The sequence below is a fragment of the Longimicrobiaceae bacterium genome (assembly GCA_035696245.1).
Taxonomy (GTDB): Bacteria; Gemmatimonadota; Gemmatimonadetes; order Longimicrobiales; family Longimicrobiaceae; genus DASRQW01.
Map to the genome: position 1 here is coordinate 1 of DASRQW010000422.1, position 12,089 is coordinate 12,089.

The 12,089-nt window shown below is 69.8% G+C and carries 9 protein-coding genes; 3 read left to right on the top strand and 6 right to left on the bottom strand.

Translation table 11 applies throughout. From position 1 onward, the window contains the following. From VFE05_18885 to VFE05_18900, 4 genes are all read right to left on the bottom strand, one after another. On the bottom strand, positions 1–328 hold a 328-nt coding region (locus VFE05_18885; GenBank protein ID HET6232147.1), incomplete at its 3' end, for a hypothetical protein. 304 nt (positions 329–632) lie between these two features. Further along, entirely contained in the window at positions 633–2,075 is a 1,443-nt protein-coding gene (locus VFE05_18890) for a glucoamylase family protein (protein HET6232148.1), read from the bottom strand. A gap of 79 nt (positions 2,076–2,154) precedes the next feature. Beyond that, positions 2,155–5,061, bottom strand: a complete 2,907-nt coding sequence (locus tag VFE05_18895; GenBank protein HET6232149.1) for a carboxypeptidase regulatory-like domain-containing protein — start codon at positions 5,059–5,061, stop codon at positions 2,155–2,157. Positions 5,062–5,150: 89 nt separating this feature from the next. Beyond that, positions 5,151–6,206, bottom strand: coding sequence for a LacI family DNA-binding transcriptional regulator (locus VFE05_18900; protein ID HET6232150.1), 1,056 nt, complete (start codon positions 6,204–6,206; stop codon positions 5,151–5,153). Positions 6,207–6,942: 736 nt separating this feature from the next. On the opposite strand from VFE05_18900, the gene VFE05_18905 reads away from it, so the two are divergent. The 3 genes from VFE05_18905 (at position 6,943) to VFE05_18915 (ending at position 10,486) form a co-directional block, all read left to right on the top strand. Beyond that, positions 6,943–7,434, top strand: coding sequence for a hypothetical protein (locus tag VFE05_18905; GenBank protein ID HET6232151.1), 492 nt, complete (start codon positions 6,943–6,945; stop codon positions 7,432–7,434). 50 nt (positions 7,435–7,484) lie between these two features. Further along, positions 7,485–8,978, top strand: coding sequence for a hypothetical protein (locus VFE05_18910; GenBank protein HET6232152.1), 1,494 nt, complete (start codon positions 7,485–7,487; stop codon positions 8,976–8,978). Between the two features lie 623 nt (positions 8,979–9,601). Continuing rightward, a complete protein-coding gene (locus VFE05_18915; protein ID HET6232153.1) occupies positions 9,602–10,486 on the top strand; it encodes a DNA-formamidopyrimidine glycosylase family protein in 885 nt (294 codons plus the stop codon). 185 nt (positions 10,487–10,671) lie between these two features. Here VFE05_18915 and VFE05_18920 read toward each other — a convergent pair whose 3' ends face one another. Together VFE05_18920 and VFE05_18925 are read right to left on the bottom strand one after the other, a co-directional pair. Further along, positions 10,672–11,286 carry a hypothetical protein gene (locus tag VFE05_18920; GenBank protein ID HET6232154.1) on the bottom strand — a complete coding sequence of 205 codons (615 nt, stop codon included), beginning with the start codon at positions 11,284–11,286 and terminating at the stop codon, positions 10,672–10,674. Positions 11,287–11,317: 31 nt separating this feature from the next. Continuing rightward, positions 11,318–12,043 carry a dihydrofolate reductase family protein gene (locus VFE05_18925; protein ID HET6232155.1) on the bottom strand — a complete coding sequence of 242 codons (726 nt, stop codon included), beginning with the start codon at positions 12,041–12,043 and terminating at the stop codon, positions 11,318–11,320. Between the last annotated feature and the right edge of the window lie 46 nt (positions 12,044–12,089).

Genomic DNA, 12,089 nt, shown 5'->3' on the forward strand with positions numbered 1-12,089 from the left:
CGCCCACGTGCGCGGTGAGCAGCTTCTCGTGCGCGGCGCTCCACGGGATCTGCTGCACCTGCACGTGTATGCGCGGGTTCTCGCGCTCGAAGTCGCGCACGAGCTGCTGCACCACCTCGCCCTCCGCGCCCATCGCCCAGAACCGCAGCGTCACCCGCCCGTCCGCATCCCCCGACCCCGAGCACGCCACCGCGCTCAAGCCGCACGCGAGCGCGATCCCGACCATCACTCGGCGGACGACTCGCATCTGCCGAACGACGGGAGATGCAGGGCAGGGGACGTCGTCCATCTTCCCGCCGATCTGGTCCGACGCACGGAAACCGCGCATCTCCCGAATCCGTGAGGGATCGGTGGATGTGCGGCATGCGATGCGGTCCATCTCCCGTGTCGGGAAATTCGACGAATGGATGCCGTGCATCTCCCGAGTTCGTGAGGAGTCGGTAGATGTGCGGCGAGCGGGGGAGAGCAGGGGCGGGGTCATCGTGGGCCGCATGCGTTCGGCGCGGCGGCGGCGCCCGGGCGGGTAAACCCGCGGGCTACGACGGCGCGAAGCCCGGCGGCGCGAGCTGCTGCGGGGAGATTTCCACGCGTCGGACACGTCGCCGATGCCGACAGCGATTGGGGCGCTGTCGTCACTTCGGGGCTCCGGGGGCGTCGAGCCAGCCGCCGGTGAAGCCCGCGCGACGGAGGCCGCGGGCGATGTGGGGATTTTTGCGCATCAGCTTCCAGACGAGGCCGCTGCGGTAGTTCTCCGTCATGGCGATGATGGGGCCCTGGTCGATGCCAAGGTAGTCGGTGTCGAACCACCCCACGCCGGGAACGACGCGGCCGTGGTGCACGGGGACGGCCAGGTCGAAGGTGGGATTGAAGGCGTCGAGGAACCCGTATCTGCCGAACAGGTCGTCGCCGTACCTGCGCCGCATCTCCTTCATCGCGGGGATCGCCACCTCGGGCGCGAAGGCGATGGAGCCGCCCGCTGCGGTGGGGGCGAGCGTGCCGTCGTCGCGGACCTCGGTGAAGCTCGCGCCGCGCGCCGCGTAGGTGAAGAAGTGGCGCCGGCGGCCGTGCACGTCGTAGTCGCCGTCCACCGGGCCGTCGCTCGCGCTCAGCCCCCACAGGTCCGCGCCGTAGCCCTTCCACCCGTCGGGGTTGGCAATGGCGTACTCCCGCTGCGCCAGCGTGGCGCGGCGCGAGTTCTCGAAGTAGTCGATGCCCTTCTCGCGCATGAACGGGTCGCGGATGCCGCGGAAGTCGATCCACACCTGGCTGTACTGGTGCCCGAAGAGCGGCGCGAAGCTGAGGTGCTCCTGCCCGTAGTAGGTGCCCCACTTGTAGGTGGATGCCCACGCCGTCCACGCGTCCGGCTCGATGGGGTGCGTGGGCGAGCCGAGCGCCATCACGTAGAGCAGCATCCCCTCGTTCAGCCCGTGCCAGTCGTAGTCGATGAAGCCGCTCTCCGGCTTCCATCCCATGCCCAGCAGCGGAGGCCGGACCTGCATCCACTTCCAGTCCGCCCGCAGGTACAGCGAGTCCGCGAGCGCGCGGATCTCCGCCTCGTCCGCGCCCGGCCCGTCGAAGTATTCGCCGCATGTGAGCACGCCGGCCAGCAGCAGCGAGGTGTCGATGGTGGAAAGCTCCACGTCCTTGAACCGCTCGCCTGTCCCCATGTCCAGGAAGTGGTAGAAGAGGCCGCGGTAGCCCGCCATCCCCGTCGCGCCCGGCCCCTGCGGCGCGCGCCACAGGAACCGCAGCGTCTCCACCGTGCGCTGTGCCGCCTCCCGTCGCGTCACGAGCTTCCGTTCGACGCCGATGGGATACGACGTGAGCGCGAACCCGACCGCCGCCACGCTGCTGAACGACGGCGTGGGCCACCGGTCCGGCACCAGCCGCGTGCGCGGGTCGGACAGCTCCCAGAAGTAGCCGAACGTGCGCTGCTGCAGCGTGTCCAGGAACGGATCGTCACGCCGCGGCACCGACGCATCAGGCGGCGGGAGATCCGCGATGGACGAGGTGCGCGCGGCGTTGCAGGCGGCGAGGGAGAGCAGCAGGGTGCCGAGGACGGCGGAGGATCGCATTCGGTTGCGCCGGAGCCGGTGGAACGAGGTGCGCCCGGCATCCAGCCCTCGCGGGAAGGATGCCGGGCGCGTGTTCACGTCAGAAGCCGTACGTGGCGCCCAGCTGGAAGCGCCGCGGGAAGCCCACCGTGCAGTTGGGCTTGCCCACGTTCGGGTTGCCCTCGGGCGGGATGAAGTCGTTGAAGCAGCCGTAGTTGGTGGCGTTCGTCACGTTGAACGCCTCGCCCACCACCGCCAGCCGCTGCCGCGGCGCGAAGGTGAAGCCCTTCTCCAGCCGCAGGTCGAGCTGCCGGTACGCGAACGCGTCCGGGAAGATGAAGCTCTGCTTGTCCGGGTAGCCGCCGCGGAAGTCGATGTCGTTGGGCCCGAAGCCGCGTGTGGCGTCGATGATGGTGAACGAGCTGCCGCTGTTGAGGCTCAGCAGCGAGCTGAAGCGGAAGTCCCACGGCAGGCCCACGATGCCGGTGGCCACGATCGCGTGGCGCTGGTCGCCGGGGCTGGGGTAGCGGCCCGTGTCCTCGATGCGCGGGCGGTCCAGGCTGAACAGGTCGCGGCCGTTCTGCGTGGCTTTCGAATACGTGTAGTTCAGCGTGGCGCCCCAGCGCGAGGCCGCCGTGTACGGGCGCTCGGCCTTGAGGTAGAGCGCGTCGTACCAGGTGCGCTTGGCGTCGCTGGACACGAACACCGCGGCGTATGACGCCAGCGAGCGGCAGCAGGGGCCGGTGGCGGGGATGGCCGTGGGGTTGTTCGGGTCCACCTGCCGGTTGCCGCGGATCCACGAGAGCAGGTTGTGGCCGCGCACGCCGGTGTACGTGGCCGAGAGCTGCCACGACGACACCGCCTGCCGGATGCCCAGGCTCCACTGCTGCGACATGGGCGGGCGCGTGTTGTTGTCGAGCAGGAACACCTCGGGGTTGGGCGCGCTGCCGCTGGCGATGAGCTGGTCCAGCCCGGCCGCCGTCCCGTACTCGGGCCGCCAGACGATGGTGGGCGTGCCGTTGCGCGGCGCGCCGTTGGTGGAGAACTGGAAGGTGCGCACCGCGTACTGGCGGCGGTACTTCTCGTCGACGATGGCGTTGTAGAAGGTGCGGTCGTAGAAGATGCCGAAGCCGGCGAACACCACCGTGCGCTTGTCGCCCGTGACGTCGAACGAGGCGCCCACCCGCGGCTGGAACGCGCCGTAGAAGGGCGGCCGGTCGGACTTGCCGCTGGTGAAGTAGCTGGACGGCACGAAGCCGCTCAGCGAGTCGCGCAGCGCCTGGGGCGTCACGTAGTCGTTGTTCAGCATGTCCGTCTCGTAGTCCCAGCGCAGGCCCAGGTTGAGCAGCAGGCGCCGCGTGGGGCTCCAGTCGTCCTGCACGTACACGCCCAGCTGCCGGTTCTTGGCGCTTAGATCCGGGTTGCCCACGCCGTACTGCGCCTGCGTGGGCACGTCCAGGCTGTCCGGCCGGTAGGTGTACACCGGGTTGCCGAAGAGGCGCTTCTGCACGTCGTAGGTGAGGAAGTCCAGGTTGGCGCCGCCCTTGAAGACGTGGTCGCCCAGGAAGCCGGCGCGCGTGTACGTCACGTCGTTGCGCAGCGACAGCCGGTCCTGCGTGAAGTTCTGCTCCGTGCTGTTCCCGCCGATGCGGATGGTCCCGATGATGTCGCGCCCCACCAGGCCGGGGTTGAGCGGCGTGGGGTTCCACGAGTAGCGCTGGAAGCTGGCCGACGCCTGGTTGAGCAGGCTGCCGTGCGTCCAGTCGTCCTTCAGCCCGAAGGTGTTCACGTTGTTGCGCAGGTCCGTGGCGGCCTCGAAGCTCGTCTGGCTGCCGAAGTCGCGCGTCTCGTGCTCGTTGCGCAGGTTGGCGGTGAATTCGAGCGTGTGGCTCTCCACCGGCTGGTAGCTCAGCTTGCCGAAGAAGAGGTTGCTGCGGAAGGGCTGCCCGAAGCTGCCCGCGTACTTGCCGAACTGGCTCACGGCCGCGGGCGGCGCGCCGCCGTTGAGGAACACCGTGGCCGCGCGGTCCTGGTAGTTGCCCTCGTACGCGGCGAACAGGTGCAGCTTGTCCTTGATGAGCGGGCCGCCCAGGCTTACGCCCGCCTGCCAGCGGCGGTAGTCCGGCTTGGGCGCGCAGGCGTTGCCCGCCGTCTTCGCCTGGTCGCAGCGCTGGTCGGCGAAGAAGTCCTGCCGCACGAAATCGTTGGGCTGCCCGTACGCGAAGGCGCCGCCCTCCCAGCGGTTGCCGCCGGTGCGGGTCACGGCGGTGATCACGGCGCCGGCGGCCTTCTGGTACTCGGCCTTGTAGTTCTCGGTGATCACCCGGAACTCGCCGATGGCGCTCTGCGGGAACGGGTTGCCGCGGCTGGCGTCCTGCCCGGCCACGCCGCCCTGCAGGATGTCGTTCTTGTAGCTGATGCCGTCGATGAACACGTTCACCTGCTCGGCCGGCAGGCCGCCGCTGCTCACCGTCTTGCGCTGGTCGTCGAGCGAGAGGTGCACGCCGTTGGCCAGCTGGGCGAAGTTGAGGAAGTTGCGGTCGCCCTGCGGCAGCGCCTCCATCTGCTGCCGCGTCACGTTGGTCGCCACCTCGCTCGTCTGCGTCTCGAACGCGCGGTCGCCCACCACGGTGATGCCCTGGAGCGCCACGGTGCGGGCGCCCACGTTCAGGTCCAGCGTGAGCGACTGGCCCACGCCCACCACGATGCTGCGCGCCTGCGTCTCGCCGCCGGTGCCGCGCACGTCTATGGCGTACGTGCCGGGGGGCAGGCCGGCCAGGTTGTAGAAGCCGCCCTGCTGCACCGGCGTGCGCCGCACGAAGCCGGTCTGCGTGTTGCGCGCCTCCACAAAGGCCGTCGCCGCCATGGCGCCTTCGCTGCTCCTCACCGTCCCGCGAATGCTGCCCGTGGACGTCTGCGCGGCGGCCGCGCCGGCGAGCGCGAGGGCCAGCGCCCCCACACCCGCACATGCGCGGAGCAGCCCGCGGATTCCGACTCGGTTTGTCATCGTCGTTCGGCTCCTGGGAGAATGGAACTACGGGATCGGGATAGGGAAAACTCCGGGACTTGCTCGACGCCGGTCCACCTGGCGTCGCGCTACGTCTCTTCGGCCGGCGGAGGGCCGGTGGCGACGCGGTCCGGCGACGCCGCGGGAACGGGCGGGCAGCCGCACGACTCGCGGATCACCAGCTCGGTGGGCAGCGTGAGGTGCACGCGCGCGTGCCGGTTCTCGTCCGCCACGGCGCGCACCAGCTGCTGCATGGCCTGCGCGCCCAGCTCGTTGATGGACACGCGCACGGAGGAGAGCGGCGGGGTGAGGAAGCGCGAGATGGGGATGTCGTCGAAGCCCGCCACCGCCATCTCGCCCGGCACCGCCACGCCGGCCTCGCGCAGCGCGCTGATGGCGCCCAGCGCGCTGGAGTCGTTCGCGGCGAAGAGCGCCGTCGGACGGTCCGCCAGCGCGAGGAGACGGCGGGCCGCCTGGAAGCCCGACTCCTCCGTGAAGTCGCCTTCCATCTCCAGCTCCGCGTCGTGCTGGAGCCCCGCTTCCCGCAGCGCGTCGCGGTAGCCGCGCAGGCGCTCGTACGCGTCGTGGTTGGGCTCGGGCCCGCGCACCATGCCGATGCGCCGGTGCCCGTGCGACGCCAGGTGCAGCGTCATCTCCCGCGCCCCGCCGTAGTTGTCCACCGCCAGCGTGTCGAAGTCGGGGCTCTCAACGGCGGAGTTGAGCAGCACCACGGGCAGGCTCTCCGGCAGGTTGGCGGAGAGGACCTGCACGTCGATGTGAGGCGACATCAGCACCAGCCCGTCCACGCGGCCGCGCATGGCCTGGAGCGCGGCTTCGATGTCGGTGCGGTCGTTGTGGGAGCTGGAGAGGAGCAGGTGGTACTTCTCGCGCTGGGCCGCCTGGTCCAGCCCGCGGATCACCTCGCTGAAGAACTCGCCGTACAGATCGGGCAGCAGGACGCCCAGCGTGCCGGAGCGCCGCATGCTGAGGCTGCGCGCGGCGCCGTTGGGGGCGTAGCGCATCTCCTCGGCGACACGGTGGATGCGCACCCGCGTGTCGTCGGCCACGGGCCCGCTCTCGTTGAGCACCCGCGACACGGTGGCGACGGAGACGCCCGCCACCCGCGCCACGTCCCTGATGGTCACACGCATCGGTTCCTGTTCGGCGGGAGGGGATGCCGGGAATCCTGCGTTGGCGCAGCGGGGGATGCCGCACCGGATGTAACCGATTACTGAAAACGTTTCCACCAGAGTAGAGCACCCGACGCGGCACGTCAAGAGAGACGCGGTGGGCAGCCCTTCACGCTGCCTAGTGTAGTGATTCAGGAAGAGCGTGCGCTATTCGGTGGCTCCGTCATAACGTCATAACCAGGCGGTGTTTGACGGCACGGGCACGAGCCTCCACCTAGGGCGGCCCGCACTAGATGCTTGCCGGCCGGATCACCGGCCGCTAACCATATTGCGTGACCGGTGTACGTTCGTGGCCGGCTCCTGGCGGGACTGGCCCCGCCGCCGACGACCTTCCGGCGGGTGTCGCCGGCCCGCTGACCCCAGAGTGCCGGCCGAAGGGCCACCGCCCGGCTGGGCCCGTTCCCCAACCTTCCCCACCACCGCCTCACCCGCCATGCGCCGGCCCGCTGGGGCCTTCGCGCGGACCTTCCGCAGGCCGTCCATCCCTCCGGCCGAGCGCCGACGTTCGACAACGCGGTGAGCGGCACGCCCCCCACGGGCGCGCCGTGTCGTGCAGCCCCGTAGCTCGCGCTCAGGCGATGCGGCGGGGCTTGCCCTTTCTCGGCGCCCGCCGGGTATTCGATCCGGGCAGGTCGCCGCCGGGATCGAACGTTCCTGGTCCGTCTACCCGCTTCCAACCCGGAGAAGAGCCATGAGCCACGATTGCGCAGTCTATGCCGAGTGGTCCGACAGCCACAAGAAGATGGAGCCGGAGGCCAACGTCCGCGTCTTCAACCGGGTAGAGGTGGAGTCGAAGGGAAGCACCAGCCTGGACATGGAGACCGGTGCGGTGAGCCTGCAGCCCGGCACCTACCACATCACCGCCAGCTCCATCGTCACGCCGTTCTTTCCCGAGACGGACACAGACGGGCGCGTGACGCCGCAACCGCGGCCGTACGGCGGGTACGCGCGGCTGCGCTACGCCGACAAGGCGGCCCGCGAGGACACTCCCATCGCCCTGGGCACCATCAGCCACGTCAACATGCTGCCCAGCCTGATCGACACGTACCTTCACGTGGACGAGCCGGTGGAGATCATGCTGGACCACCAGGCCGGGGCCCACACCGAAGACCTGTACCTGCAGGTGGCGGTGGAAGACTCGTCGTGGCACATCTTCGCGCGCATCAGCATCCACCGCCTGTAGGCCGGCGTCCGCGGTTCCCCCATCGCTACAGCCAACGGGACGGTACTTCGATGCAATACAAGATCACCGCGCAGATTCCGCCGCTGGCCGCGCCGGGCACGCGCACCTCGCAGGTGAACCGCGTGTTCAACGCGGCGCTGGGCGAGTTCCTGGACCAGCACGGAGGCGCGCGGTACGAGGAGATGTACGCGCGGTACATTGGCATCGCGCCGCGATTCCGCCCCCGCAGCGGCGACTGCGATCCGTGGGTGCCGGCGGAGGAGGCGGACGACGCCCTGAAGGCGGTGCTGCGGCGCGGCACGCTACGGTTCGGCTTCGTCGCCGGCGTGCCGTACGTCTATCGCGACGAGGGCAGGCTCACCGGCCTGGATTACGAGCTGGGGCAGGCGCTGACCGAGATCATCAGCCACCACTACCATGGCGCGCCGCACCGGCTGCGGGCCGAGTGGGTGGAGCTGGCGCTGCCGGGCGAGGAGCAGGCGGACAAGCTGGCGGCACTGGCGGGCGGGCTGGCGGAGGGCGATTTCGACATCGCCCTCTCCGGCCAGATGATGCTTCCCACCAGCTACCTGGGCGGCGCCAAGATCGAGTGGACGGCGCCGACGGCCATCCTCTTCACCGCCGTCAGCTACACCGGGCGTGACGACGACAAGCTGGACGTCAGGAAGATGGCGGCCCTGCACTCCGGAGACCTGCCGGCGTTCGAGGCGTACGCCGCCGCCGAGAGTCAGCGCCTGGGGCTGGAGCTGCGGCTGTTCAGCGTGATGAACCCCGGTCCGTCGCCCGGCGCGGCCACGAACCTGGTGTACGCCATCCATACCGCCGGCGGCCGCGCCGTCTGGGACACGGGCGACATCAGCGACTCCGACACGGTGATGCTGACCGCCACCGACCACTTCGCCGTGGGCGATTCGCTTGCGTCGGGCGAGCAGTCCACGCGCCAGGGCTTCGGCGGCATCTACCTGAACATCCCTGCTACACAGGAGCTGTGGCCCCTCGCCGGCTTCACCGCCGGCCCGGGAGACGTGGCGCAGCCGCACTTCGCCGTCTTCGCCGAGCACTCCGACAGCAAGAAGCCGATGGCGGTCGATTCCACCCAGCCCGCGCAGAGCAGCGGGTGGAACGTGCGCGTCTTCAACCGCACGGAATCCTCGCGCGGCACGAGCGTGCAGTTGGAGGCGGGCACCGGCGTGGTGAAGCTGGCGGCGGGGCGCTACCACGTCACCGCTACGTCGCTGGTCACCTACGACGACATGGCTGCCTTCGGAAAGGTGACCACCGACGCGGAGCCGTACGGCGGATACTGCCGCCTGCGCCGCGCGGAAGACGTGGGCTGCGGCAACGAGAAGGCTCTGGCCGTCGGCACCATGAGCAACGCCAACATGGTCCCCAGCACCATCGACGCGTACCTGGAGCTGGCCGAGGAGACGCGCCTGGTGCTGGAGCACCAGGTGGGCGCCAACGTGGACCACCTGTACCTGCAGGGCATCTGGGAGAAGTCGTCGTGGCACGTCTTTGCCCGCATCGCCATCCAGAGCGTGTAGCCGCGGCCGTCCCCGGCATGCTGCGGGTTCAGGGTCGGAGGGGCGGACAGGACGAGCGGGTGGTGGATATCAGGGCCTTCGCGCGTGCCGCCGCATCCGGGGACCGTCGCGAGCCCGAGGCTCGGCACCGGCGAGCTGCCCCGCGCGGCGGTTTCGCCGTTCCTCCTCCCGCACGGATGTTCCTGTTGCCCCTCGCCGCTAGACCTGTGCCTTCTCCGGCCGCCCGTCTCAACGCCGAGATCCAGTCTGAGGACCCCAAGCCGTTCGCCTGGACCGACAGCGTCCAGCACATCCTCGAGAAAGTCACGAAAGCGCGTGCGACTCTCGAGGCACTACCTAGAGCCGCCGGTCATCTACGTTCGATTCATCGTCCGAGGTATTATCGAGAGCGGGAGGCATTCGGCAGGGCAAGGAAGCGTCGCATCCGAGGTGGACCTGCTGGTCGGGAGATGCGACGCGGCTGGTCATCCCGAGGTCCGCCGATAGCTGGCCTTCAATCCTCCGCCGAAAGCTCGTTGCCGGAGGGGGGCGGACGCGCTAGGCTGGAGGATTGGCGGGTGGGACGGGAGATGATGATCTGCTGCTCCCGCCAATCATCCCGAACCCGCGAAGCGAGGAGCGCCGTGCCGGAGCTGCCGGACGTGCTGGTGTACCTGGACCGGCTGGCGGCGTTCACGCTGGGGAAGCCGGTGGAGCGGGTGGAGATGCTGAACCCGTTCGTTCTGCGCACCGTCTCCCCGCCCATCAAAGCGCTGGAGGGGAAGCGCGTCACGGAGCTGCGGAGGATGGGGAAGCGGCTCGTGATGGGGCTGGAGGACGACCTCTTCCTCGTGATCCACCTGATGATCGCGGGGCGTCTGCGGTGGAGGTCGCTCGCCAAGCCGATGGGTGGCAAGCTGGTCCTGGCGCGCTTCCACTTCCCCGATGGCATACTGCATCTAACGGAAGCGGGGACGAAGCGCCGGGCGATGCTGCACGTGGTGCAGGGCGAGGACGCGCTCGCGCAGTTCGACCGTGGAGGGCTGGAGGTGATGGATGCTGACCTGCCCGCGTTCGCCGAACGTCTCCGCTCCGAGAACCACACGCTGAAGCGGGCGCTCACCGACCCGAGGCTGTTCAGCGGCATCGGTAACGCGTACTCGGACGAGGTCCTGCACCGCGCGCGCCTCTCGCCCATGCTGCTCACGCAGAAGATGGCGGACGCGCAGGTGGCGGCGCTGTTCGATGCGGTGCGGACGACGCTGGCGGAGTGGAGCGAGCGGCTGCTGCGCGAGGCGGGCGGGGATTTTCCGGAGAAGGTGACGGCGTTCCATCCGGCGATGGCGGTGCACGGGCGGTTCGGGATGCCGTGCCCGGTGTGCAACGCGCCCGTGCAGCGCATCCGCTACGCCGACAACGAGACGAACTACTGCGCCCGCTGCCAGACCGGCGGCCGCCTCCTCGCCGACCGCGCCATGTCGCGCCTCCTCAAGGAAGACTGGCCCCGCTCCATCGACGACCTGGAGTGACCCTCCGCCCGACCGCAATCCGTTGTAGGGGTGCGATTTATCGCATCCGCCCGCTCGGTAGCGCGACCATCCTGCGTCTCGCACTGACCTTCTGGCGACGCTGGCGAATCCACCGCGACGCGATAACGCGAGCGGCGCATCGCCCGCACCGCATCTCACGTCTTCTGATGACGCGCTGTCCGCCATCACCTCCGGCGTCCGCGACGCTTTCCTGAGTCGTTGCGGCGCGGCGGCGTGGGCTCGCGCGCATGGTCGACGGCCTGAAGCGCGTTGACGGTCAGGTAGGTCACCGTGTCCCAGGCGTTGTGGATCCCCACGCAGACCATGAGCAGCGTCGCGCCGGCGATCATCGACTCCGGCCCTTCCACGTCGCGGGCGAGGAGCACGGCGGCAAGGAGAATGGCCGCGTACGACACGGCCGGCAGCACGATGTGGAAGATCCAGTCCTCGGCCACGGGCGCGTAGGTCTCCTGGCTGCGCGCCCGCCGCAGCACCAGGCCGGAGTACACGAGCGCCGCCGCGCCGATCACGCCGAGGATCGCGCGCAGGCTCCCGTATCCGGGCCAGGGCGCGGACATGAGGCAGGAGACGACGAGCGCGACGGTGAAGTGCACCACGGTGGGAGTCCCGAACGCTTCGATTCCCCCTGCCGGGTCGCCTCCCGCCAGCGCCTGCCGTCCGCTGGAGGCGATGAGGCTCTGGACCACGAACTGGAGCCCCGTGAGGGCGGCCGCCGCCGTGCCGGTGAGCAGGTAGAAGTTGCCCCAGCCACCCAGCGCGGCGTGGATCGAAGCGTCCATCGAGCCTCCCGTTCGAGTCGTGGCGCGGCGCTCAGGCCTTCGCTTCCTCGACGAGGTAGCGCAGCCAGACCACGTCGTCCTCCCGCCGCTCCACCGACTGGAGCGCGAGGCGGCGCGGCACGACGCCGTCGGCGTCCACATCGAACAGCGCCGGTGTCCCGATCCGCCCGTCCGCCACAGGTGCGATGAGCAGGCTCACCTCGTCGATCAGCCCGTCGCGCAGCATTCCGCCATTGATCCGCCCGCCGCCTTCCAGCATCAGCGTGCGCACGCCGAAGCCCTCGCCGATCTTCTCCAGCGCGAGCGGCAGGTCCACGTCGCGTGCCCCGGCGAGGATGTACGACACGCCGCGTTCGCGAAGGAACGCGAGATACTCGTCCGACACGCGCTCGGACAGGATCGCGACCACATGGTCGCCGTCGATGTCGTTCGACTCCCACGCGAGGCGCCCGCTCGCGTCGATGGCGAAGGCGAAGGAGTCGTGTTCGCCCGGCGCGCGGAAGTCCTCGCGCGTCGCGCCGCCCGCGTGCTCGCGCGCGAGTTCAGCTTCGGAGCGGACGCCCTTCGCGAACGGCTCCATCGTCACGCGTCCGCAGATCCACGCGTCGGGCTCGTAGCCGGCGTGCACCAGCTCGTACTGCCGCCGCCCCTCGGGCGAGATGGGCCAGCGGTCCACGACGATGCGCCCGTCGGTGGACGCCATCATATGGCAGATCACGCGCGGCCGGGCCGAGGCCGAATTCGGAGCCGCCGTCACCGGTCCACCATCGCGGCCTGGCGCTCGTTGTAGCGCGGCCCGGACA